This is a genomic window from Mycolicibacterium fluoranthenivorans (genome assembly GCF_011758805.1).
GTDB classification, from domain to species: domain Bacteria; phylum Actinomycetota; class Actinomycetes; order Mycobacteriales; family Mycobacteriaceae; genus Mycobacterium; species Mycobacterium fluoranthenivorans.
Window position 1 is genome coordinate 2,787,148 of record NZ_JAANOW010000001.1, and the last position, 23,890, is coordinate 2,811,037.

The 23,890-nt window shown below is 67.8% G+C and carries 21 protein-coding genes and 1 pseudogene; 8 read left to right on the plus strand and 14 right to left on the minus strand.

Annotation, left to right across the window (positions count from 1 at the left end; all coding sequences use genetic code 11):
• Positions 1 to 21 precede the first annotated feature (21 nt).
• The gene (locus FHU31_RS13575; protein WP_263988088.1) at positions 22 to 918 is read left to right on the plus strand and encodes an alpha/beta fold hydrolase; all 897 of its coding nucleotides are present in this window, start codon (positions 22 to 24) and stop codon (positions 916 to 918) included.
• Between the two features lie 15 nt (positions 919 to 933).
• Here FHU31_RS13575 and aceA read toward each other — a convergent pair whose 3' ends face one another.
• The 6 genes and pseudogenes from aceA to FHU31_RS13605 all read right to left on the minus strand — a co-directional run bounded on the left by aceA (position 934) and on the right by FHU31_RS13605 (position 7,968).
• Positions 934 to 3,225: an isocitrate lyase ICL2 gene (aceA, locus tag FHU31_RS13580; protein WP_167159012.1), complete on the minus strand. Its 2,292-nt coding sequence runs from the start codon at positions 3,223 to 3,225 to the stop codon at positions 934 to 936.
• A gap of 86 nt (positions 3,226 to 3,311) precedes the next feature.
• Entirely contained in the window at positions 3,312 to 4,328 is a 1,017-nt protein-coding gene (locus tag FHU31_RS13585; protein WP_208410222.1) for a zinc-binding alcohol dehydrogenase family protein, read from the minus strand.
• 4 nt (positions 4,329 to 4,332) lie between these two features.
• Positions 4,333 to 4,590, minus strand: a pseudogene (locus FHU31_RS13590) (hypothetical protein); the annotation flags it as partial.
• Positions 4,580 to 5,416 (minus strand): alpha/beta fold hydrolase, encoded by an 837-nt coding sequence (locus tag FHU31_RS13595; RefSeq protein WP_167159014.1) that lies wholly within the window; start codon positions 5,414 to 5,416, stop codon positions 4,580 to 4,582. The pseudogene FHU31_RS13590 and the gene FHU31_RS13595, both read right to left, overlap by 11 nt.
• 20 nt (positions 5,417 to 5,436) lie before the next feature.
• The gene (locus FHU31_RS13600; RefSeq protein ID WP_167159017.1) at positions 5,437 to 6,801 is read right to left on the minus strand and encodes an NtaA/DmoA family FMN-dependent monooxygenase; all 1,365 of its coding nucleotides are present in this window, start codon (positions 6,799 to 6,801) and stop codon (positions 5,437 to 5,439) included.
• Positions 6,802 to 7,968, minus strand: coding sequence for an LLM class flavin-dependent oxidoreductase (locus tag FHU31_RS13605; RefSeq protein WP_167159019.1), 1,167 nt, complete (start codon positions 7,966 to 7,968; stop codon positions 6,802 to 6,804).
• Positions 7,969 to 8,201: 233 nt separating this feature from the next.
• Between FHU31_RS13605 and FHU31_RS13610 the strand changes: the two genes are divergently transcribed.
• Entirely contained in the window at positions 8,202 to 9,011 is an 810-nt protein-coding gene (locus FHU31_RS13610) for an endonuclease/exonuclease/phosphatase family protein (RefSeq protein ID WP_167159021.1), read from the plus strand.
• A 101-nt stretch (positions 9,012 to 9,112) separates the two neighbouring features.
• On the opposite strand, the gene FHU31_RS13615 is transcribed toward FHU31_RS13610, so the two are convergent.
• The 3 genes from FHU31_RS13615 to FHU31_RS13625 form a co-directional block, all read right to left on the minus strand.
• Positions 9,113 to 9,445: a hypothetical protein gene (locus tag FHU31_RS13615; protein ID WP_167159023.1), complete on the minus strand. Its 333-nt coding sequence runs from the start codon at positions 9,443 to 9,445 to the stop codon at positions 9,113 to 9,115.
• Between the two features lie 98 nt (positions 9,446 to 9,543).
• Positions 9,544 to 11,925, minus strand: coding sequence for a phosphoketolase family protein (locus FHU31_RS13620; protein ID WP_167159025.1), 2,382 nt, complete (start codon positions 11,923 to 11,925; stop codon positions 9,544 to 9,546).
• Between the two features lie 42 nt (positions 11,926 to 11,967).
• Positions 11,968 to 14,454, minus strand: coding sequence for a glycogen/starch/alpha-glucan phosphorylase (locus FHU31_RS13625; RefSeq protein ID WP_167159026.1), 2,487 nt, complete (start codon positions 14,452 to 14,454; stop codon positions 11,968 to 11,970).
• Positions 14,455 to 14,535: 81 nt separating this feature from the next.
• Here FHU31_RS13625 and FHU31_RS13630 point away from each other — a divergent pair, with 81 nt between their 5' ends.
• The 5 genes from FHU31_RS13630 (at position 14,536) to FHU31_RS13650 (ending at position 18,738) form a co-directional block, all read left to right on the plus strand.
• A complete protein-coding gene (locus FHU31_RS13630) occupies positions 14,536 to 15,588 on the plus strand; it encodes a phosphotransferase family protein (protein ID WP_167159028.1) in 1,053 nt (350 codons plus the stop codon).
• Positions 15,589 to 15,659: 71 nt separating this feature from the next.
• Positions 15,660 to 16,544 carry an acyl-CoA dehydrogenase family protein gene (locus tag FHU31_RS13635; RefSeq protein ID WP_167159030.1) on the plus strand — a complete coding sequence of 295 codons (885 nt, stop codon included), beginning with the start codon at positions 15,660 to 15,662 and terminating at the stop codon, positions 16,542 to 16,544.
• Positions 16,531 to 17,613, plus strand: a complete 1,083-nt coding sequence (locus tag FHU31_RS13640; protein WP_167159032.1) for an acyl-CoA dehydrogenase family protein — start codon at positions 16,531 to 16,533, stop codon at positions 17,611 to 17,613. Before FHU31_RS13635 ends, FHU31_RS13640 begins: the two co-directional genes overlap by 14 nt.
• A 1-nt stretch (position 17,614) precedes the next feature.
• Complete coding sequence (locus FHU31_RS13645; RefSeq protein ID WP_167159034.1) at positions 17,615 to 18,379, plus strand: enoyl-CoA hydratase/isomerase family protein; 765 nt, start codon at positions 17,615 to 17,617, stop codon at positions 18,377 to 18,379.
• A gap of 35 nt (positions 18,380 to 18,414) precedes the next feature.
• On the plus strand, positions 18,415 to 18,738 hold the full coding sequence (locus tag FHU31_RS13650; RefSeq protein ID WP_167159036.1) for a hypothetical protein: 324 nt from the start codon (positions 18,415 to 18,417) through the stop codon (positions 18,736 to 18,738).
• A gap of 3 nt (positions 18,739 to 18,741) precedes the next feature.
• Here FHU31_RS13650 and FHU31_RS13655 read toward each other — a convergent pair whose 3' ends face one another.
• Both FHU31_RS13655 and FHU31_RS13660 read right to left on the minus strand, forming a co-directional pair.
• Positions 18,742 to 19,215 (minus strand): DUF1990 domain-containing protein, encoded by a 474-nt coding sequence (locus tag FHU31_RS13655; RefSeq protein WP_167159038.1) that lies wholly within the window; start codon positions 19,213 to 19,215, stop codon positions 18,742 to 18,744.
• 16 nt (positions 19,216 to 19,231) lie between these two features.
• A complete protein-coding gene (locus FHU31_RS13660; protein ID WP_167159040.1) occupies positions 19,232 to 20,224 on the minus strand; it encodes a GlxA family transcriptional regulator in 993 nt (330 codons plus the stop codon).
• A 102-nt stretch (positions 20,225 to 20,326) separates the two neighbouring features.
• Here FHU31_RS13660 and FHU31_RS13665 point away from each other — a divergent pair, with 102 nt between their 5' ends.
• Positions 20,327 to 20,977 (plus strand): HD domain-containing protein, encoded by a 651-nt coding sequence (locus FHU31_RS13665; protein ID WP_409371237.1) that lies wholly within the window; start codon positions 20,327 to 20,329, stop codon positions 20,975 to 20,977.
• A gap of 108 nt (positions 20,978 to 21,085) precedes the next feature.
• On the opposite strand, the gene FHU31_RS13670 is transcribed toward FHU31_RS13665, so the two are convergent.
• The 3 genes from FHU31_RS13670 to FHU31_RS13680 are packed head-to-tail and all read right to left on the minus strand — an operon-like array spanning position 21,086 to position 23,888.
• Positions 21,086 to 21,700, minus strand: a complete 615-nt coding sequence (locus FHU31_RS13670) for a LutC/YkgG family protein (protein WP_167159042.1) — start codon at positions 21,698 to 21,700, stop codon at positions 21,086 to 21,088.
• The gene (locus FHU31_RS13675) at positions 21,697 to 23,157 is read right to left on the minus strand and encodes a LutB/LldF family L-lactate oxidation iron-sulfur protein (RefSeq protein ID WP_167159044.1); all 1,461 of its coding nucleotides are present in this window, start codon (positions 23,155 to 23,157) and stop codon (positions 21,697 to 21,699) included. The genes FHU31_RS13670 and FHU31_RS13675 overlap by 4 nt, the downstream gene beginning before the upstream one ends.
• Positions 23,154 to 23,888 (minus strand): (Fe-S)-binding protein, encoded by a 735-nt coding sequence (locus FHU31_RS13680; protein ID WP_167159046.1) that lies wholly within the window; start codon positions 23,886 to 23,888, stop codon positions 23,154 to 23,156. The genes FHU31_RS13675 and FHU31_RS13680 overlap by 4 nt, the downstream gene beginning before the upstream one ends.
• Positions 23,889 to 23,890 lie beyond the last annotated feature (2 nt).

The following is a 23,890-nucleotide window of genomic DNA, read 5'->3' on the forward strand; positions in this document are numbered from 1 at the left end:
GGCTCACAGGCTGGGGGATTGGTGAACACTGAGCTCGACCCGGATGAGGCAGGCTCGGGCGTCGAACCGCCCGTCGAGCCGCGAGTGCGCCGGGCATTCGGGCTGCTGGAGCGGTTCGCACCGGGCTGGGGCGCCCGATGGGCGATCGAGCTGTGGTGCACTCCGCCGGAGGTCGACCTGAGCCAGCGCATGCCCCCCGGGGTGCCGCCGAGCCAGCCGATCGAAGCCGAGTGGGACGGCCACCGGATCGCCGGGGAGGCGTGGGGTGATGGACCGCCTGTATACCTGGTGCACGGCTGGGGCGGCTGCCGGGCGCATATGGGCGTCTTCGTCAAACCGCTTGTCGCGGCCGGATATCGCGTCATCGCCTTCGACCTGCCCAGCCACAACGACTCCGAACCCGGAGCGCTCGCAGCGGGTCGGACCACCATCCTGGAGTGCGCCGAGGCCGTCGGCGCCGTGGTGCGCGAGCACGGTGCCGCCCGCGCGATCGTCGCCCACTCCCTGGGCGCCAAGGCCGCCGCACTGGCCGTAGCCCGGGGGACATCGGCCGAACGCCTGGTCTTCCTGGCGCCGATGGGTGACTTCTCGCTCTACTTCGACCTTTTTGCCGACCGGCACGGCTTCGGCCCACGCATCCGCAGCCGGCTGCACCGCCGCCTGGACCGCCGTCTCGGCATGCCACTGTTCGACACCGACATCTCGGCGATGGCAGCCCGGGCGGACAACCCGCCGCTGCTGCTGGTGCACGACCCGGACGACCGCGACAGCCCCTACGAGACGAGCCGCCACATCGCAGCGGTATGGCCGTCGGCGAACCTGATCACCACGAGGGGACTCGGACGCCTGGCGCATTACCGCATCCTGCGACACCGCCCCGCGCTGAACGCCGCAGTCGAGTTCCTCACCGAGGGGTGAGGGCTGGGGTGAGACTCAGTCCTCCTTGCGGATCAACCTGCCCAGCGCCACCCCGTCGGAGTTCAGCAGTTCATCGATGCGGGACTGATTGACATCGGCGACGATGATCTCGCCGACCTCCTGATAGACGTTGCTGAAGATGCCGTGCTTCTTCATCTTCTCGGTCTGATAGATGTTGTCCTCGGTGGGCGTCACGTAGTAGACGATCTCCGGCTTGAACCGGTGGATGAGCCACAGGTGGATGACATCCATCAGGCGCTTCTTGCGCAGCTTCTCGGCGTAGGTGTTCTGGTCCCGCACGGTGAGGATGTTGCGGCCGTGCCGGTCCTTGATCGGGTCGACGACGACATCGGCCAGCTTCTCCTCACCGTCGCCGTAGATGCCCAGCTCCAGCACATCCGAACCGGCGCGGCGCGGGCGCAGTTGCACACGGAGCTTCTCGCCGAGCTGGTAGTGCTCGCTCCACACCGCCAGCCAGTCCTCCAGCAGCTTCTTGGGCACCTCGGTCTGCACCAGATGCTGATGCTGGGTGGAGCCCTTGCCCATGGACTTGGTGGTGGCGGTACGCCCCGACGACGCGGCCAGCGCGGCATCGCTGCGCGGCCCGCCGACCAGGGTTTGCGGTGTGCGGTAAGGAGATTCGACCAACCGCATCTTGCGTTGCAGCCGGGCCAGCGCCAGCATGCCGTCCTGGCGCAATGCCGTCGCGAACTCCTCGGCGGCCACGCCGTCGATCTGGTGACCGCCGTAGGTCATGAAGTTGAAGACGAACCCGAGCTTGCCGATCTCCTCGGGGAAGGCCCGCATTTCGTCATCGCTCATCCCGGTGGTATCCCAGTTGAACGACGGCGACAGGTTGTAGGCCAGCATCTTGTCCGGATACACCGCGTGGATGGCGGTGGCGAACTCACGGGCATCGGCCAGGTCGGCGGTCTTGGTCTCCATCCACAGGATGTCGGCGAACGGCGCGGCGGCCAGCGACTTGGCGATCGCGTACGGGATGCCGCCACGGATCTGGTAGTAGCCCTCCGGCGTCTTCACCCGCTCCGGATCCCACGCCACATCGGCGCCGAGTTCCTTGGCCTTCTCCTTGGCCACATACAACGGAGCGGTCTTGGCGAACTTGCGCCATTCCTTGGCGCTCATGGCGGGCTGATCGCCTTCGCGTTCCCGGAACTCCAGCAGGTCGGCCACCGCGTCGCCGTAGGTCTGCAGCCCGGCATCGTCCTGCCAGGCATCGACGAACGCCGACTCGACCTTGTCGAACAGCTTGTCCAGGGATTGGCGCGGGTTGTCCTTCCACGACGCGGCAGCGTCGGCGACCAGGCGCAGGATGCCCCGCTGGTCCAGCCAGGCCTCGGCGGTGGCGTACTCACCGTCGGGCAGCGCATACAGCTTGTGCCCGTTGATCTCGGTGACACCCAGGTCGTAGAAGCGCCTCGTCAGCGCCAGGAAGCAGGACTTGTACGACGGGATCTTGACATTGGTGACGCCCAGCAGGAACGGCTGATCACGCTCATCAGAACGGCCGTCGATGAGGTTGGCCGCCTCGGCGTCGGTGCGGGCCACGATGATGCCGGGCACCCGCATGATGTCGAGCTGGAAGCGGGCGGTGTTGAGTCGCTTGATCTGCTCGTCGGACGGCACCAGCACCTTGCCGCCCTGATGGCCGCACTTCTTGGTGCCGGGACGCTGGTCCTCGATGTGGTAGCCCGGTACGCCCGATTCGACGAAGCGGCGAATGAGGTTGCGCACGTGGGGATCACCACCGTGGCCGGTGTCCGCGTCGGCGATGATGAACGGCCGGTAGTCCACCGGCGGCGGCGCTGCCGCAAGCTGTTCGGGGGTCATCTGCAGCCGCAGGTAGTGCTGGTTGCGGTCGGCGGTCAGCAGGGCGCGCACCAGTCCGGCGGCTTCGTCGGGCACCTGGCTGAGGGGATAGCTGGCGAGGTCGGGCCCCGGGTCCTCGCTGATCGACCCCTTCGCCGAGGTGGCCCAGCCACCGAGGTAGATGCCCTTGATGCCCATCCGTTTCATCACCACGGCCTGGCCGGGCGAGTAGGGGCCGAAGGTGGTGATGCTCTTCTTCTGGGCGAACAGTTCACGCAGGTACGGGAAGAAGGCCGTGGCGGCCTCCCGCGCGACCGGGTAGTCCGACGGGATGGTGCCGCGTTGCTCGACGACTTGGCGCGCCGAGTAGAGCCGGGTGATGCCCTCGAAGCGCTCGCTGTCGAAATAGGCCTGGGTGGCTGCGACGTCATCGTCGAATGCCGAGGTGAAAGTCACGTTGTTTTCGATCGCGGTCATATCAAGCGCTCCTCGTCGAGCTCGGGTCTGGATCCATCATTGCCGCCCGCGCGGGCCGTCGGACCCAGTTCGCTGAATTCATCTGCTCAGCCGACACGCAACACCGCCGCACCGGCGATCCGCCCTGCACTCAGATCGTCCAGTGCGGCATCGGCCCGATCCAGCGGATACTCCGGACCGCTCACCTCGATGCGGTGCCGGCCGGCGAACGCCAGGAACTCGCGTGCGTCGGTGCGGGTATTCGACGTCACCGAACGTACCTGGCGTTCCTGGAAAAGATGCCGCTCGTAGTTCAACACCGGGATGTCGGTGAGGTGGATCCCGGCGATGGACAGCGTGCCGCCCCGGTCGAGCGCCTCCAGCGCCGGCAACACCAATTCACCCACCGGCGCAAAGAGAATCGCCGAATCCAGGGGCACGGGCGGGCGGTCCGCGGGGCCTTGTGCCGACGCGGCACCCAGTGCCATCGCGAGTTCCTGGGCTTGGTCACCCCGGGTCATCACATGCACCTCGGCGCCCTGGGCCAGGGCCACCTGGGCGGTGATATGCGCGCTGCCGCCGAACCCATAGATACCCAGACGTCCGCCCGGTGGCAGGTCGGCGCGCAGCAGCGACCGGTAGCCGATGATGCCCGCGCACACCAGCGGGGCCAGCTCGGCGTCGGTGTAGCCCGACGGCAATTGGTGCACATATGGCGCTGGTGCGGTGACGAATTCGGCGTACCCACCGTCGGCATCCCAGCCGGTGTAGCGGGATTGCGGGCACAGGTTCTCCCGGTCTGCCAGGCAGTACCGGCAGGAACCGCAGGTGTGCCGCAGCCAGGCCACGCCCACCCGGTCGCCGACGCCGAGGTCGGTGACCGCAGGTCCGATGGCCACCACCTCACCCACCACCTCGTGCCCGGGGGTGACCCGGGGCCGGTGCACCGGCAGATCACCCTCGGTGACGTGCAGGTCGGTGCGGCACACGCCGCAGGTGCGCACGGCGATCAGGACCTCATCACCCGCCGGCTCGGTGACGGGGGTGGTGACGAACTCCAGAGGTCGGGTGCCCAGCGGTCCGGGCTTGCGGACCTGCCAGGCCTGCATGGTCTGTACAGCCATGGCGTCAAGCATGCCCCGGACCGCGGGCGAAGCGCCACAGGTAGCCCGGCAGCCGGCGCAGCGGCAGCGTCCGCGGCCAATCGTCGGTGCGGAAGAAGGCATCAGTGCCACCGTCGACGAAAATGATGCTGCCGCAGAGGAAATCGGCGGAATCCGACAGCATGAAGCAGATCCAGTCGGCGAGCGGGGTCATGATCGCGCCCGGCGCCAGGCTTGCCGGCCTTGCGGTGTGGACAGGTCGTAGGTACCCGTCACCGGGCCAGGAACGCCAGCACGGTGCTCTCGAATGCGGCCTTGGCTTCGATCATCGCCCAGTGCCCGCAGTGCGGGAAGACGTGTAGTTCGGCATGCGGGATGGTGCGCATGGGGATCAGGGCCATGTCCAGGGGGCTGACCCGGTCGTCACGGCCCCAGGTCAGCAAGGTCGGCGCGGCCACCTTGTGCATCTGTGCCCACGGCATCGGCGCGTCGGCGGCCCGCATGGCCTTCATCATCCCGGCGAAGGCGGCCTTGCCGTACATCCGCCGTGCCGCGGCAAGGGTGTCGGGATCGGTGGCCAAGTGCCAGCGCTCCTCGATCAACTCCTCGGTCACCAGCCGCTCGTCGTACACCATCGAGCGCAGCCAATCGACCAGCCGCTGGCGGGTCGGATCCTCGGTGAACTCTTGCAGCAGGCGGATACCCTCGCTGGGGCCCGGGGAGAAGATATTGGTGCCGATACCACCGATGGTCACCAACTTGCCGACCCGCTCCGGGTGGTGGATGGCGAAGTTGATGCCGACGCCGCCGCCCATCGAGTTGCCGATGATGTCGGCCCGATCCACCCCGAGCGCGTCGAGGAACGGGGCCACCGCCGCCTGCGCCGTCACCATCGGGTGCCCGCGCACATCGGGGCTCACACCGAAGCCGGGAAACTCCAGGATCAGGCAACGGTGGTGCGCCGCGAACGCCGGCAGGATCCCCCGAAAGTTGCGCCAACCGGTGACACCCGGGCCGGAACCGTGCAGAAACAGCAGCACCGGCCCGCTGCCGCTGTCGTAATAGCGCAGCACACCCTGCGGTGTCTGAATCTCCCGTAGCTCGGTCATACCCCCAACATAGGAGGTGGCTAGCTGGCCCGGGACTGCCGGGCGGGCTCGGCCAGACCCAGGTGATCGCGCAGCGTGGTGCCCGTGTAGTCGGCGCGGAACACGCCGCGCTCCTGAAGCAACGGCACCACCGTGTCGACGAACGGGTCGAGTCCGCCCGGGGTCACGTGCGGGACAAGGATGAACCCGTCGCTCGCGTCGGACTGCACCAGGTGGTTGATCGACTCGGCGACAGTGGCAGGCGATCCGATGAAGCTCTGTCGCCCGGTCACCTCGACGATGAGCTCACGGGTGGTGATGTTCTCGGCTTCGGCCTTGGCGCGCCATTCGTTGGCGACGGCGACGGGGTCCCGGTGCATCCGCACACTGGCCCGGCCCTTGGCGATGGTGTTCTCGCCGACGAGCGGGTCCACCGAGGGCAGCGGGCCGTCCGGGTCGTGGTCGGACAGATCGCGATTCCACAGCTGCTCAAGGAATTTGATGGCCGTGGCGGGGCTGACCTGGGCCAGCCGCACCTCGTGGGCGATCTCGGCGGCCTCGGCATCGGTATCGCCGAGGATGAACGTGGCCGCGGGCAGGATGAGCAGCTGTTCGTGGCTGCGGCCGTATCTCGCCAGCCGGCCCTTCACATCGGTGTAGAAGGCCTGACCGTCCTCCAAGGTGCCGTGGCGCGAGAAGATGGCATCCGCCGACGACGCGGCGAACTCGCGGCCGTGATCGGAGTCGCCGGCCTGGAAGATGACCGGCCTGCCCTGCGGGCTGCGCGGCACGTTGAACCGGCCGCTGATATCGAAATGCTGGTCGGCGTAGGAGAATGCGCCGGCCTGCGGATCGGCGAGGAACACCCCGCGCTCCTTGTCGGCGACCACCTCGCCGCCGTGCCAGGAGTCGAACAGGGTGTGCGCCGCGCGCAGGAAGCTCTCGGCCCGGGAGTACCGCCGATCCTCGGCGAGATAGCCGCCGCGGCGGAAGTTCTCCCCGGTGAAGGCGTCCCAGGATGTCACGACGTTCCAGGCGGCACGGCCGTCGGACAGGTGGTCCAACGACGCGAATTGCCGCGCCACCTCATAGGGTTCGTTGAACGTCGAGTTGATGGTGCCGGTCAGGCCGAGCCGGTCGGTCACCGCGGCGAGCGCGGCCAGCACCGTGAAGGTGTCCGGCCGGCCCACCACATCGAGGTCGTAGATCAACCCGTTCTGTTCGCGCAGCCGCAGCCCCTCGGCCAGGAACAGGAAGTCGAACTTGCCGCGCTCGGCGGTCTGGGCGAAATGCACGAATGAGCTGAACTCGATGTGGCTGCCGGAGGCGGGGTCGCTCCAGACGGTGGTGTTGTTGACACCGGGGAAGTGGGCGGCCAGGTGAATCTGCTTGACGGGCTTGCTCATCTAGACTCCTGCGTACCGGTTGGCGGGGCGCGACAAGCCGAGCAGGTCGCGCAGCGTGGAACCCTGGTAGTGGTCCCGGAACACCCCACGGCGGCGCAGTTCTGGGACCAGCGTGTCGGTGATCTGCGTCAGGTCGTGCGGCAGGGTGGCCGGGCGCAGCCGGAATCCGGCCGCGCCGGCGGCATGCCACTGCTGCAGAAGATCTGCCAATTCGGCTGCAGTGCCGACGAATATCTCGGCGTCACTGCGGTATTCGGCACCGAGCCGCTCATCGAGGCGGGCTTTGCGGGCGTGGGCCGCCGCGGAGGTGTCGGCGAGGAACACCACCAGATCGGCGAACACCCGGACCGGGGCCAGCCCCGCGGGCCGCTGCGCGGCGATGGTATCCACCAGGGCGGCGGTCTCGTCGGTGCTGTGCGGGGTGACGAACCCCAGATCGGTGCCGCCGGCGATCAACTGATACACGGGGTCGACATGCCCCAGCGCGGCCACGATCGGTTGGCCCTGCGGTGGGCGGGGGGTGATGGACGGCCCCTTGACCGAGAAGTGTGTGCCTTCGAAATCGATGTAGTGCAGCTTGTTCCGGTCGATGAACCGTCCGGTGCGGACATCGCGGATCTCGGCGTCGTCCTCCCAGCTGTCCCAGAGCCGGCGTAGCACCTCGATGTAGTCGGCGGCCTCACCGATCAGATCGTCGGTCAGGGCGGGGGAGCGTTCACCTATCACGCGCCGTCCGAAATGCCCGGCGGCCTCGGGGCTCGCCGAGATCTGCACCCGGACGCCGGCCCGGCCGGAACTCACGTAGTCCAGCGTGGCGATGGCCTTGGACAGGTGGAACGGCTCGGTGTGGGTGGTGATCGCGGTGGGGATCAGGCCGATGTGCCGGGTGGTGGGGGCCACCCGGGAGGCGATCAGGACCGCGTCGAGTCGGCCGCGCACCCGGTCGGTGCGTTCGTCGGAGCGCCAGGGATGGTCGGACTGCAGGGCCAGACCGTCCTCGAAGGTGACCAGGTCCAGCAGCCCCCGTTCGGCAGTGCCGACCAGATCGGCCCAGTGCCCGGCGGTGAGCAGGTCATGGGGGCGGGCGTCGGGCTCACGCCAGGCCGCCGGATGCCATCCCGTGCCGTCCAGGGCGACGGCGAGATGGATGAGGTCTGGATCGGGCACAGTGTCTCGCTTTCCTATCCGGTTCTCACCGACAACGCGCACACCGGGAAGGCCATTCCACGCCGCTGTTGCCGGCCCGTCCAGTCTCCGGTGCTGTCCTGGGGGTTCAAGGGATCGGCGCACGCTGATGCCAATGGCCCGGAGGTGGCGCTGAGCCGGCCGGGCGGAGCGGCTGAGCGATGCAGGTCAGCGGCCCAAGGTGTGCGCGTGCTTGGATTGGGTATGGGTTACCGATGAGGGTAGGCACTTTCAACATCCTGCACGGGCGAAGACCCGGCGGCGCGGTGGACGTGGATGCCTTTGCCGATTGCATCCGAGCCTTGGATGTCGACCTGCTGGCGCTGCAAGAGGTCGACGTCGACCAGCCCCGCTCGGGGCGGGCGGATCTGACGGCGGTGGCCGCCGACGCGATGGGGGCTGTGGCCCATCGGTTCGCGGCCACGATCTCCGGTACGCCCGGGGCCGTGTGGGCGGCGGCGACCGGGGATGAGCAACCGGGCGCGACCGCCTACGGCGTCGCCCTGCTGTCGCGTTACCCGGTGCGCGACTGGCATGTCGTCTACCCGCCCCGGATCCCGTTCCGCTTTCCGGCGTACCTGCCGGGCACGCGCCGGGTGATGCTGATGGATGAGGAGCCGCGGGTCGCCATCGCCGGATGTTTCGACACCCCGCTGGGGGAGGTCACCGCGGCCAGCACCCATCTCAGCTTCGTCCCGGGCTGGAATCGCTTTCAGCTGCGTCGGCTGTGCCGTGAGTTGTCCGCGTTACCGGGCCCGCGCCTGCTGCTCGGCGATCTGAACCAGCCCGTGGCGGCGGCCGCCCGATGGTCGGGTATGCGGTCACTGGCCGCCGCTCGCACCTTCCCGGCGCATCGGCCCACCCGCCAGCTCGATCATCTGCTGACCGACCATCCGCGGCTGCGAGCGCGGCGTTGCAGCACACCGGAATTACCGATCTCCGACCACCGGCCGATGGTGCTCGAACTGGAGCTCGCGGAAAACGTGCCGGCGCAGAGTCACGCGCTGGCAAACGAAGGAGAATGAGATGGCCAAGCACCGGGCGGACGCGATCGACGCCGGGGAGTCGGGAGCAGAGGCGCGCAGCGCACAATCCGACTGAGCACCAAAGCAATTCATCGCAGCCGTCAGTGCGGGAACGTGAAGACCAGCACGAGGACGGCGACCACGATGACCATCCAGGCCGCCAGCGGCACCAGTACACCGCCGCGCCGGCGTGCGGTGACGAACGACGCCACCACCGCCAGCCCGGCGACGGCCGGTACCCCGTACTGAATGAGGCTGAACCCGAGGGTGTTCAGACGCGTGCAGTCGGGCTCACTGCAGCCCGCGGTGCCGAGTACCTGCATGTAGGCGAACCCGACCACCGCGGCTGCAGCGGGGATGGTTGCCAGGGCGAGCACCCAGTTGAGCACAGGTGACTTATCGGTCGACTCCGCCGATGAACTGGGTGACGCCATGGTTCCTCCTGTGATGGTCCGAAATTACTTCCAGATCAACAGATCCTGGCCACGGTTCGGACTCCCGGGGACTACCCGGGGCCGTGGAGAGGGAAACGTCAGATCTCGCGCTGCCAGGTCCAGCCGGTGATCGCGGGGTCGTCCTCGCCGTGTTCGCGGGTGTAGTGCTTGGCGGCCAGACGTGCGTCGACCATCTCCTGGCGCAGACCGGCGGCCGCGCTGCCCAATCCGGGTACCCGGTCGATGACATCCATCACGAGATGGAACCGGTCGAGGTCGTTGAGCATCACCATGTCGAACGGCGTCGTGGTGGTACCGCGCTCCTTGAACCCGCGCACATGCAGCTGAGCATGGTTGGTGTGCCGGTAGGTCAGCCGGTGAATCAACCACGGATAGCCGTGGTAGGCGAAGATGATCGGCTTGTCGGTGGTGAACAGCGCGTCGAACTCGTGATCGGGCAGCCCGTGCGGATGCTCGGATTCGGGCTGCAGCCGCATGATGTCGACGACATTGACCACCCGCACCCCGAGGTCGGGCAGCCGGCGGCGCAGGATGTCGGCGGCCGCCAGGGTCTCCAGGGTGGGGACGTCACCCGCGCACGCCAGCACCACATCGGGCTCGCCCAAGCCATTCCCCGGGGTGGAGGAACTGGCCCACTCCCAGATCCCCGCGCCGCGGGTGCAATGCGCGACAGCCTCATCCATCGTCAGGTAGGTCAAGGCGGGCTGTTTGCCCGCCACGATCACGTTCACGTACTGGCGGCTGCGCAGGCAGTGGTCCCCGACCGCGAGCAGGGTGTTGGCGTCCGGCGGCAGGTACACCCGGACCACCTCGGGGCGTTTGTTGGCGACATGGTCGATGAAACCGGGATCCTGGTGTGAGGCGCCGTTGTGGTCCTGGCGCCAGACATGCGATGTCAGAAGATAATTCAGCGATGCCACCGGGCGCCGCCAGTCCAGATGTGCGCTGCTGGTCAGCCATTTGGCGTGCTGGTTGACCATGGAATCGACGATGTGGACGAAAGCCTCGTAGCAGTTGAACAATCCGTGCCGCCCGGTGAGCAGGTAGCCCTCCAGCCAACCCTGGCACAGGTGTTCGGACAGCACCTCCATCACCCGTCCGCTCGACGCGAGATGCTCGTCGTCTTCGGAGATGTCCGCCAGCCAGACCTTGTCGGTGGTCTCGAACACCGCCGACAGCCGGTTGGACGCGGTCTCGTCGGGTCCCATCAGGCGGAAGTTGTCGGGGTTACGCGCGATCACATCGCGCAGGAAGGTGCCCAGTACTCGGGTGGCCTCCGCCGACTCGGTGGCGGGTGAGCTCACCTCGACCGCGTAGTCGTGCATCGGCGGCAGGTCGAGATCGCGCAACAGCACACCGCCGTTGGCGTGCGGGTTGGCCCCCATCCGGCGGGTGCCCACCGGCGCCAGCGCCCGCAGTTCGGGCAGCAGCGCACCGGTGTCGTCGAACAGTTCTTCGGGACGGTAACTGCGCAACCAGGTTTCCAGCGCGGCCCGGTGCGCGGGATTGGTGCGGGTTTCGGCCAGCGGCACCTGATGGGATCGCCAGGTGCCCTCCACCTTCACGCCGTCGACCTCGGCCGGGCCGGTCCAGCCCTTCGGTGTGCGCAGGATGATCATCGGCCACAGCGGCCGGCCCACCTCACCGTCTTCCCGCGACGCCCGCTGGATGGCGCCGATCTGGTCGAAGGCCTCGTCCAGCGCCGCCGCCAGCTGCTGGTGCACGTCTGCGGGCTCATCACCGGCCACGGTGATCGGGATGTAGCCGTAGCCGGTGAACAGCGATTCCAGCTCTTGCTGCGGAATCCGCGCCAGCACTGTGGGATTGGCGATCTTGTAGCCGTTGAGATGCAGGATGGGCAGCACCGCCCCGTCGCGGACCGGGTCGAGGAACTTGTTGGAATGCCAACTCGCTGCCAGCGGTCCGGTCTCGGCCTCGCCGTCGCCCACGACGGCCGCCACCACCAGGTCGGGATTGTCGAAAGCGGCGCCGAAGGCATGTACGAGCGCATAACCGAGCTCGCCGCCCTCGTGGATGGAGCCGGGTGTCTCTGCCGCGACGTGACTGGGGATGCCACCGGGAAACGAGAACTGCCGGAACAGTTTCCGCAACCCCTCGGCGTCCTGGCCGATGCCGGTGTACACCTCGCTGTAGGTGCCCTCGAGGTAGGTGTTGGCCACCAGTCCCGGGCCGCCGTGCCCGGGACCGGTGACGAACACCACATCGGAGTCGCGGTGCCGGATCACCCGGTTCAGGTGCGCGTAGAGCAGGTTGAGCCCGGGGGTGGTGCCCCAGTGCCCCAGCAGCCGAGGTTTGACGTGTTCGGGCTGCAGTGGTTCGCGCAGCAGCGGATTGTCCAGCAGGTAGATCTGACCCACCGACAGATAGTTGGCGGCACGCCAGTATGCATCCAGCTGGGTGAGCTCGGCATCAGAGAGGGGTGCGGTGGTGGTGGTCATAACTACCGGCTTACCAGTTATCTACGAGTGCTCGACAGGGGATTAGGTCCCGATGTTGACCGGCCCGACCCCCCAGATGTCGTCGCAGTACTCCTCGATCGCCCGGTCGGAGGAGAACTTGCCGCTGCGGGCGGTGTTCAGGATCGACATGCGCGACCACGCATCGCGGTCCTGCCACGCGGCACTCACGCGGTCCTGGCACTCGACATAGGAGGCGTAGTCCGCGAGCACCAGGAAGGGGTCGTCGTAGCGCAGGTTGTCGATCAGTGGGCGGAACACCTCGGTGTCGCCGTGCGAGAAGTGGCCGCCGGCAATGAGATCGAGGACCGCCGCCAGTTCAGGGTTGGCCGCGACGTAATCCGACGGCCGGTAGCCGTCGCGCTTGAGTGCCTCGACCTCGTCCACGGTGAGCCCGAACAGGAAGAAGTTCTCGGCACCGGCCTCTTCGCGGATCTCGACGTTGGCGCCGTCGAGAGTGCCGATGGTCAACGCCCCGTTCATCATGAACTTCATGTTGCCGGTACCCGAGGCTTCCTTACCTGCGGTCGAGATCTGCTCGGACAGGTTGGCGGCCGGGTAGATCAGGTGGGCGTTCTGCACGTTGAAGTTGGGCAGGAACACCACTTTCATGAAGCGGTTGACCTCGGGATCGAAGTTGACCATGTCGCCGACGGCGGTGATCAGCTTGATGATGCGCTTGGCCAGGAAGTAGCCGGGGGCGGCCTTGCCGCCGAAGATGTAGGCCCGGGGCGCCATCTCGATGCCGGGGTTCTTCTTGATCCGCAGGTACTGGGTGACGATGTTCAGCACGTTGAGGTGCTGGCGCTTGTACTCGTGGATGCGTTTGACCTGGATGTCGAACAGCCAGGACGGATCCAGTTCGACGCCGGTCTCGGCGAGCACCAGCTCTGCGAGCCGTGACTTGTTGGCCCGCTTGACATCTCGCCATTCCGCCCGGAACCCGTCGTCCTCGATGAACGGTTCCAGCCCGCGCAACCGGTCCAGATGGGTCAGCCACCCGTCACCGACGGTGCGATCCAGCAGCTGGCGCAGTCCCGGGTTGGACAGCGCCACGAAACGACGCGGTGTCACACCATTGGTCTTGTTCGAGAAGCGTTCCGGCCACAGCTCGTAGAAGTCTTTGAGGACGCTGTCCTTCAGCAGTTCGGAGTGCAGCGCGGCGACACCGTTGATCGCGTGGCTGCCGACGGTGGCTAGGTAGGCCATCCGCACGGTCTTGCCGCCCTCTTCGCCGATCAGCGACATCCGGCGCACCCGGTCCTCGTCACCGGGGAACTTGGCGCGCACCTCGTCCAGGAAGCGGCTGTTGATCTCGTAGATGATCTCCAGGTGCCGGGGCAGGCTCTCACCGAAGATCTCCAGCGACCACTTCTCCAGGGCCTCCGGCAGCAGCGTGTGGTTGGTGTAGCCGAAGGTGGCCACGGTGATGTCCCAGGCCGTGTTCCAGTCCAGCCGGCGTTCGTCGACCAGCAGGCGCATGAGCTCGGCGACACCGATCGAGGGGTGAGTGTCGTTGAGCTGGATGGCAAACCGCTCGGGTAGCTCCAAAATGGACAGATCAGCCAGGTCGTCGACGATGTGCAGAACGTGCTGCAATGAGCAGGATACGAAGAAGTACTGCTGCAGCAGCCGCAGTCGCTTGCCCGCCTCGGGTTCGTCGTTCGGGTAGAGCACCTTGGTGACGGTCTCGGAGGTGACCTCCTCCTCGACGGCCTTGTAGTAGTCGCCGGTGTTGAACGCCTCCAGCGCGAACTCGTGCACCGCCCGTGCGCTCCACAGAGTGAGCACATTGCACGTCTTGACCCCGTAGCCCTGGATCGGGGTGTCGTAGGCGACACCCTTGATGACTCGGGCGGGCACCCAGCGGATCCGGGACACGCCGGCGTCGTCGGTGTAGTGCTCGGTGTGACCTTCCCAGTTGACCAGGTAGTTCACATCGGGCTTGGCGATCTCCCAGGGATTTCCGTTGTCCAGCCAGTTGTCGGTCTTCTCGACCTGCCAGCCGTCCTGGATCTCCTGGTCGAAGATGCCGAACTCATAGCGGATGCCGTACCCGATCGCGGGGCGCGCCAGCGTCGCCAGCGAATCCAGATAGCAGGCCGCCAGTCGGCCGAGGCCGCCGTTGCCCAGGCCGGGTTCCTCCTCGCATGCCAGCACCTCGTCGAGGTCCTGGCCGAGTTCGGCCAGCGCGGCGCGGGCGGCCTGCTCGATGCCGAGGTTGAGCAGGTTGGCGCCCAGTTGCGGTCCCATCAGGAATTCCGCGGACAGGTAGCAGGTGAGCTTGCTGCCGAGATCAAGTGAGGTCTGGGTGGAAGCGACGCGGTTGTCCTGCATGCGGTCCCGGACGGCGAGCGCCAGCGCCCGGTAGTAGTGCTCGGGGCGCAGGGCGGCGGCGGGACGACCGATCGAGTACCGCACGTGGTCGATGATGGCCCGGCGCAGGGCGTCGGAGGACAGGCCGGTGCGGGCACGCTCGGCGTTCGGGGAAGGCACATCGAGATCGGTCATGGGGAAAGTCTGGCAGGGGTGCGTGCACATCGCGCGCGCAATGAGCGTCGGACGGGTGAACGGATATGAGACGCTGCGGGCATGTCCGGTGTACCCGAGCTGGTCGACGTGTTGCCCCAGCACCGCATCGATGAGGCCGCACTGGGCCGGTACCTGCGGGCACACGGGATCGACGGGCCGGTGGAAATCCGCCAGTTCCAGGGCGGCCAGAGCAATCCCACCTTCCATTTGCGCACGGGCGCAGGAGAATTCGTGCTACGTAAGAAGCCGCCGGGGGTGCTGTTGCCGCGCGCGCACGATGTCGGCCGTGAGCACCGGGTGATGGCGGCGCTGGCCGGCTCCGGCGTGCCGGTACCGGTGATGCGGCTGATGTGTGAGGACGCCGAGGTCCTCGGCACGCCGTTTTTCGTAATGGACCACGTGCCCGGCCGGGTGTTCCCGGACCGGGTGTTGCGCGACGGCACCCCGGCCGAACGGGCCGCGGTTTACCAGGATCTGGCCCGCGTGCTGGCCCGGTTGCACAGCGTGGACTGGCGCGGGGCCGGGCTGGGGGACTTCGGCAGGCCCGACGGCTACCTGGCGCGTCAGGTGGCGCTGTGGACGCGATCGTGGGCGGCGGTCAAGGTCGAGGAATGCCAGGACATGGAGCGGCTGGCGGCCTGGCTACCCGAGCATCTACCGGCCGACGACCGGGCCACCATCGCGCACGGGGATTACCGACTGGGCAACGTCCTGATCCATCCGACCGAGCCGCGCATCGTGGCGGTGCTGGACTGGGAGCTGGCCACCATCGGCCACCCGCTCGCCGATCTGGGCTATGCCGCCATGACCTACCACCTGCCCGGTGATGCCGACCCGTTGATGGGGGTGGCCGGCGAGGATCTCGCCGGGACCGGTATCCCCACCCAGGACGAGTTCGTGGCGAGCTACTGCCGGCACGCCGGTGTGGAGGTGCCCGCGGACCTGGACAGCTATGTCGTCTTCTCGATGTTCCGGCTGGCGTCGATCGTGGCCGGAGTGTGGAAACGCGGGCTGGACGGTAACGCGTCCGACTCCCGGGCCGGTACCGACCTGTTTCGGGACCGGTATCGGGGCCTGGCCCGACGAGCATGGGCGCTGGCCGGCGGACTGTGAAATCGGCCCGTCCGGTAGTAAAGTTCTGACCGAATGAGAATTACATTCTTCAAAACGGATAGGGTCCTCTCATGGATGTTCGGCTCACCGGTGAGCAGCAACAGCTCCGGGATGCGGCCGCCAAACTCGCCGACGATCTCGGCCCGGGTGCGGTCGGCGAGTTGGATGACACCGAGCGGGTGGCGCGGCTGGAGAAGACCGTCGCTGCCACCGGCTGGCGCTCGCTGCGCTCCGACGGCGCCTCGGGTGTGGAGGTCGCGCTGGTCGCCGAGGAGTTCGGCCGCAGGCTGGTCGATGTGCCGTTTCTCGGGCCGGTGCTCGCCGACGATCTCGGGCAGGACGCGGCGACGATCGTCTTCGGCGCGCACGCGCCCGATGCACGCGGCCTGAACCGCGGTGTGGTGCTCGACGGCGTAGCGGTCGGCGCCGTCGCGCTGGGCGAACCCACCCCCGGGGTGGACCTGACCCGTTGGCAGGCGCCGGCCGGCGAGGTCAGCCCGGCCGGTGCCCTCGATACCGCGTCGGCGCAGCGCGCCCAGGCGCTGGCGCTGGTGGTGACCGCGGCGGACATCCTCGGCGCGGCGCGCGGTGCCTTCGACCTGGCCTGCGACTACGCCAAGGTGCGCGAGCAGTATGGCAAGGCGATCGGCTCCTATCAGGCCGTCGCGCACCTGCTCGCCGAAAGCCTGGTCCTCCTCGAGGGCTCGACCAGCATCCTGCGCTACGCGGCCTGGGCGGTCGACGAGGAGGATCCGGACGTCGCGCTGCAGGCCGCCCGGGTGGCCAAGGTGTACTGCGCGAAATCCGCACACACCGTGTGCGAAACCGCCATCCAGGTCCACGGCGGTATCGGCAACACCTGGGAATGCCTGGCGCACGTGTACCTGCGCCGGGTGCTGGTGTCCACCGGTCTGTGGTCGGTGTCGTTGAAGGAGATCTCCGTTGGACTTTCGTGACTCCGAACCCGAAGCCGCCTTCCGTGGGCGGCTGCGGGCCTGGCTCGCCGAACAGGCCCCGACCTTCCCCAAAACAACCGAGGAATACTGGGCCCGGCAGGGGGAGTGGCACCAATCCCTGCACACCGCAGGGTTTTTCGGAGCAACCTGGCCCAAGGAGTTCGGCGGGCTGGAACTGCCCCCGGTGTACGACGTCATCGTGGACGAAGAACTGGCCCGCGCCGGGGCCCCGCCCCGGCCCAGCCTCGGCTACCTGGTGACCGGGTTGGGCCGGCACGCGAGTAAGGAAGTGCAGCAGCGTTTCCTGCCCGGCATGATCGACGGCACGCAGCGTTGGTGCCAGGGCTTCTCCGAGCCCGGCGCCGGCTCCGACCTCGCCTCGCTGACCACCACGGCCACTCTGGACGGCGATGAGTACGTCATCAACGGTCACAAGATCTGGACCAGCTACTCCGACGTCGCCGACTGGTGCCTGCTGCTGGCCCGCACCGACAAGTCCGTGCCGCGGCACAAAGGCATCTCGGCGTTCCTGGTCTCCATGCACCAACCCGGTATCGAGCAACGGCCGCTGAAGATGATCAACGGGGTCAGCAACGAATTCGGCCAGGTGCTGTTCGACGGTGCGCGGGTGCCGGCCAGTCAGATGGTCGGCAACCCGGGTGACGGCTGGGCACTGGCGATGACCGTCGTCGGCCACGAACGTGAGCCGTCCACGCTGGGTTACGCCGCGCGCTACGAGAAGACGGTGAACCAGCTGGCCCGCCGCGGCGCGCCGAGTGACGAATTGGCTTGGGCCACAGTGCAGGTGCAGGTGCTGCGGCAGCACGTGCGCCGGCGACTGTCCGAGCAGCTCGACGGGATCTCGCACGGCCCCGAAGGATCCATCGACAAACTGTTGATGACCTGGGTCGAGCAGTCCGTCGGGCATGCGGTGCTGGCCCAGACCGGCACCGCCGACCCCGACCTGTTCAGCACCTACCTCTACAGCCGGTCCCAGAGCGTCATGGGCGGCACCTCACAGATCCAGAAGAACATCATCGCTGGCCGAATCCTGAGAATGGCGGTTTGACATGTACGACATGCCCGACGAGATCCAGGTCGAGGCCGACGGCCCACTGCGCATCATCACGCTGAACCGGCCCGAGGAGCTCAACGCCGTCAACGACGATCTGCACGTCGGCCTGGCGCGGATCTGGAATCGGCTGAGTCTGGACCCCACCGCTCGAGTCGCCGTGATCACCGGCGCGGGCAAGGCGTTCTCCGCCGGTGGCGATTTCACCTACATCAAAGAGCTCAGCGAGGATGTCGAGCTGCGCACCAAGACCATCATCGACGGCCGCGAGATCGTGATGGGCATGGTGCGCTGCCGCATCCCGGTGATCGCCGCCGTCAACGGCCCGGCCGTTGGCCTGGGCTGCAGTGTGGTGGCGTTGAGCGACATCGTCTACATGGGGGAGAAGGCGTTCCTGGCCGACCCGCACGTGCAGGTGGGTCTGGTGGCCGCCGACGGCGGTCCGCTGGTCTGGCCGATGCAGATGAGCATTCTGCAGGCCAAGGAGTACGCGCTGACCGGTGCCCGGATCCCGGCGCAGAAGGCGGTCGAACTCGGGCTGGCCAACCATGTGGTCGCCGATCCGCTGGCCGAGGCCCTGGGTGCGGCCACACGCATCCTGGAATTGCCGCAGAAAGCCGTCGAGAGCACCAAGCGCATCCTGAACATGCAGCTGGAACATCAGGTCCAGATCACCCTGGACTATGCGACCACGGCCGAGGAACTCACCTTCGGCACCCCAGAGCTCACGGCGAACATCGAGCGCCTGCTGCAAAGCAAGTAGCAGATCACGGCTTTCACGCGCTCTATACTCACGCGATGAGCATCAGGGCGTGGCTGGCGGTCGCCGCCGGTGTCGTGGGGTTGACCGTCGCTCCGATGATGGTGGCGATACCGGCGCACGCCGACGTCTGCGGCAGCGTCGGTGGCCGGCGCGGACACGTCAGCGTCGGCGGCTGCACCGATATCGCCGGCGCCATCGCGGACTGGGCGCCGCCACCGTCCATGTATGCGCCGCTGCCCGAGGATTTCGAGACGGCCCCGCCGCCTCCGCCCCCGCCGCCTCCGATCGGGTCGAACGTCAGCGTGTGCGGCAATGTCGGCGGGCCCCGCGGACGGGTCAGCGTGAGCGGCTGTACCTAGCGCTCACACCGCGGACAGGTACCGGTTGGTGATGATCCGTTGCGCCACAGCGGTGATCGGTGCGCCGAGCCGGCTCCACCAGGTGCCGTGCCGCGAGAATGCGATGACCTCCGCGTAGACGGTGTCGGTGGTGGGGTCGTAGCGCACGGTGAACAGTTCCTCGCCGGATTCCGGATGCCCGGGCAGCGTGCCATAGGCGAACCCGCGGCGGTCGTCTTCCGCCAGCACGTACACCACCCGGCACGGCGCGCGCAGCGGGCCGAATCCGACCACCACCTCGCTGCCCACCGCCGCGATATCGCCGTCGGCCCGCACCAGCACCCCGGCGCCGCGCTGCATACCCCAGTGCATGACCGCGTCGGCGGCGGCCTCGAAGCGCGCGCGCCCGTTCCCGATCGGCGCCACCGCGTGCACATGGTGATACCCGGCAGGCAGCGGGCCGTTGGTCGCGCCGACTTCGGGATAGGTCAGGTCCACCGGTTCACTATCGCAGTCAGGACGGCTGGTCGGGTGACACCTGAGCCGTGCGGAACCTGTCGCGATATGCCTTCGGGGACAACCCCAACTGGGTGACGAACACCCGGCGCAGCGTTTCGGCGCTGCCGAAGCCGGCGATCTGCGCCGCGTCGGCCACGCTGTGCCCCGCGTCGAGCGCGCCCCGTGCGGTGTCGATGCGGACCTTCTCCACGTACCGGGCCGGCGTGGTGCCCAGCTCGGTGTGAAACAGCCGGGTCAGCTGGCGGGTGCTCAACGCCGCCACCGCGGCAAGGCGTTTCACGCTGTGGTCGGCACCCGGATCGGCGGCGATGGCGGCGGTGACCGCCCGCAGCGCCGATTCCTGCGGCGGGTCGGCCTCCACCAGTGCGGAGAACTGCGACTGGCCGCCCGCGCGTTTGAGATACACCACCAGGGAGCGCGCCACCGAACGCACCAGCTCGGCACCGTGGTCCTGCTCGACCAGCGCCAGCGCCAGATCGATACCCGCCGTGACACCTGCCGACGTGTAGACGTCCCCGTCACGGACGAAGATGGCATCCGGTTCCACACCGATCTGCGGGAACGCGTGGGCGAGCAGGGTGACGTGGCGCCAGTGGGTGGTGGCCCGCCGGCCGTCCAGCAGTCCCGCGGTGGCCAGGATGAACGCGCCGGTACAGATGGACGCCAGCCGGCCGGTGCGCGGCGGTACCTCGCGCACCGCATCGACGAGCGCGGGATCGATCGCGCGGGCGGTGAGGTTGTCGCCACCGGCGACCAGCACCGTGTCGGCGGATTCGACGTCCGCGAGCCGGTCGGTGACCGCGAACGGGGTACCGATGGACGTGGTGACATCGCGCCCGTCGGGTGAGGCGATTCGCAGCCGATACCGCGCCCCGAACCTGTTGGCTTCGGCGAAGACCTCGGCCGGGCCCGCGACGTCGAGCAGCTTCACGCCGTCGAAGACGACGATGACCATCTCCCGCGCTGCCACCTGCCCATTGTGTCGCATTCTGTGGGAAAGACGGCCGCTGCGCCATACCGCGTGCCCGGCGTCCGGATCGAGACTGGTGTCAGCAAGCCAAAAGGACCTGCAGAACAAGGAGATTCGATCGTGAGCACTTCCACCGCCGAGACCATTGCGGACATCGTCATCCCGGACACCGCCTTGGTGCGCGATGTCACCGCCTATATCCGCGATACCGAGGACGACCTGTTGTACCACCACTCACGCCGGGTGTATCTGTTCGGCGCTCTTCATGCGCGCCGCCGTGGGCTGCGACCCGACATGGAACTGCTCTACACCGGCGCCATGTTCCACGACATCGGGCTGACCGACGGCTACCGCGATTCGCAGCTGCGATTCGAGGTGGACGGTGCGAACGCGGCCCGGGACTTCCTGCTGCAGCGGGGGATCGACGAGGCCTCGGCCAAGCTGGTGTGGCTGGGCATCGCCCTGCACACCACCCCCGGGGTGCCCGAGTTCCTGGAGCCGGAGGTCGCCGGTGTCATCGCGGGTGTCGAGACCGATGTGGTCGGTATCGGCGTCGACCTGCTGTCCGCCGAGCAGATCGCGGCGGTGACGGCGGCCCATCCGCGGCCCGATTTCAAGAACAGGATCTTGCAGGCCTTCGCCGACGGCAACCTGCATCGGCCGGCGAGCACGTTCGGCAACATGAACGCCGACGTGCTGGCGCACTACGACCCGTCCTACGTCCGGGCCGATTTCGTGGAGATCATCCGCAACAACAGCTGGCCCGAATGACGGTGGACCCTGCGTCACGGTGGCAGGGCCCCTCGGGATGATCGTTCGGACAGCCGGGCCAGGCATCCAGCGGCACCGGGGCCGACCTCTTGGCGGAGTCTTGGAACGCTAGGACACGATCAGCACGTCCAGGGTGCGCGGTCCGTGCACCCCTTCGACCCGCTGCAGCTCGATATCGCTGGTGGCACTGGGGCCGGAGATGAACGTCAACGGCCGGGTGGGGTCCAGCGCCGCGAAACCCTGCGGCACCGTGTCCACGATCTGGTCGGCCCGCACCACGCAGATGTGGTGATCGGGCACCAGGGTCAGCGCGCGCCTGCCCTGGGCGAATCCGGCGTCCAGCACGATGGTCCCGGTCGCGGCGATGCCCACCGCGCAGCCGGTCAGCACGGCGTCGGCACGGTCGAGGGTATCGACACTCAACTGCGGGTCGTCGGCCAGCGTCCGGGTGCCCTCGCTCCACTCGGCGGGCAGGTCGGCCGGGATCACCACGGTGGCGTCGGGTCCGACGAGTTCGGCCACGGTGGCAGATATCTCGGAGACATCGGACACCAGGTGCACCCTGGCCCGGTATTCGGCGACGGCCTCGGCGAAACGCTGCACATCGGCCGGACCGGTGAGTGGCTCGCGCGCGTAATCACGCGGAACCACAACAGATTCCGGCGGGACGGAGGCCAGCGCCCCCCGGATCCGGCCGAGCACGGCCGCTCGTGCGTCTGTCATGTGTCGCTCCCGTGGGTGCGTGCCCACCACTGCCGGAACGTCTCCTTCGGTGGCTCCGGGATATCGCGGCTGCCGGTCCATTTCGATGCCGGCCAGGGCAACGCGCCGATGCGGTGATCCTTGCCCGCCATCAGCCGGCCCACCCCGAGCGCCTTCTCCGCAAGTGCGAAACGCCCGGGGGACGACATGGCCCAGCCGGCGGCCTTCATGGCGAGATCCTGCGCGCCGGGCAGACCGCCTCTTTCCTGATCCACCTGTCTCGCACGCAGATGTACCAGGATGGACGGGATGTCGATCTTCACCGGGCAGGCCTCGAAGCAGGCGCCGCACAGCGAGGACGCGTACGGCAGGCTGGCGTTCGGGTCGTCGTGTCCGGTCGTACCCGTCAGCTGGGGGCTGAGGATGGCCCCGATGGGACCGGGATAGACCGATCCGTAGGCGTGCCCGCCGGTGCGCTCGTAGACCGGGCACACGTTGAGGCAGGCGCTGCACCGGATGCAGTGCAGCGCAGCACGTCCCACCTCGTCGGCGAGTACCCGGGTGCGGCCGTTGTCCAGCAGTACCAAATGGAATTGCTGCGGCCCGTCGCCGGGATGCACGCCGGTCCACATGGAGGTGTAGGGGTTCATCCGCTCCGCGGTCGAGGACCGGGGCAGCAGTTGCATGAACACTTCCAGGTCCGCGAAGGTGGGGATGATCTTCTCGATCCCCATCACGGTGATCAGGGTTTCGGGCAGGGTCAGGCACATCCGGCCGTTGCCCTCGGATTCCACCACCGCGAGCGTGCCCGTCTCGGCAACACCGAAGTTCGCACCGCTGACGGCCACGCGGGCGGTGAGGAACTTGCGGCGCAGATGGGCGCGGGCGGCCATCGCGAGAACCCGGGGCTCGTCGGTCAGCTCACCCGCACCGGGCATCTCCCGGCTGAAGATCTCGCGGATCTCGGCGCGGTTGCGATGGATGGCGGGCACCAGGATATGGCTGGGCTTGTCGTGGCCGAGTTGGACGATGAGTTCGGCCAGGTCGGTCTCGAACGCTGCGATACCCTCGGCCTCGAGATGCTCGTTGAGCCCGATCTCCTGGGTGGCCATCGATTTGACCTTGACCACTTCATCGGAGCCGGTGTCCCTGATCAGCGCGGTGACGATCCGGTTGGCCTCGTCGCCGTCGCGCGCCCAGTGCACCACGCCACCACGTTCGGTGACGTTGCGCTCCAACTGCTCGAGAAGTTCGGGAAGACGTGCCATGACGTCCTGCTTCACGGCGCTGCCCGTGGCGCGCAACTGCTCCCAATCTTCGCATTCAGCGACTGCGGCAAGGCGTTTGGCGCGGATGGTCTGTGTCGCGTGACCGATGTTGCGGCGCAGCTGGGCGTTGCCCAGGGCCTCGCGGGCGGCATGCGGGAACGACACCTCGCCGCGCAGGTTGCCCACCCCGGGCGTGCCGAGGAAGGTCATCCCTGAGCCGCCAGGATCTCGGCCAGGTGCACGGTGCGCACACCGACCCGCAACCGGCTCAGCCCGCCGCCTATGTGCATGAGACACGACGAATCTCCGGCGCTGCAGATCTCGGCGCCGGTGTCGAGGATGTTGGTCATCTTGTCGGCCAGCATCGCGGTGGAGGTGTCGGAATTCTTCAGGGCGAAGGTGCCGCCGAAACCGCAACACGAGTCGGCGGAGGGCAGTTCCACCAGGGTGAGGCCACGCACATTGCGCAGCAGACGCAACGGTTTGTCCCCGACGCCGAGCATGCGCAGGGAGTGGCACGTCGGGTGGTAGGTGACGTGGTGGGGGTAGTACGCGCCGACGTCATCCACCCCGAGGACGTCGACGAGGAACTCGGACAGCTCGTAGGTGCGGGCCGCGACGGCCTCGGCGCGGGCGGCCAGGGCGTCGTCGCCGGCGCGGCGGGCCACCATGGCGTGCTGATGGCGCACCGAGCCCACGCATGACCCCGACGGGGCGACGATGGCGTCGCAGCCAGCCGTCTCGAACACCTCGACATGATGACGCACCACGGCCGTGGCTTCCTTGAGATAACCGGTGTTGATATGCATTTGGCCGCAACAGGTCTGGTCGGCAGGAAACGCCACTTCGTGGCCGAGCCGCTCCAGCAGCGCGACGGTGGCGATCGCAGCGGGCGGGAACAGGGCATCCGCCAAGCAGGTCGCGAACAGGGCGATTCGCATAG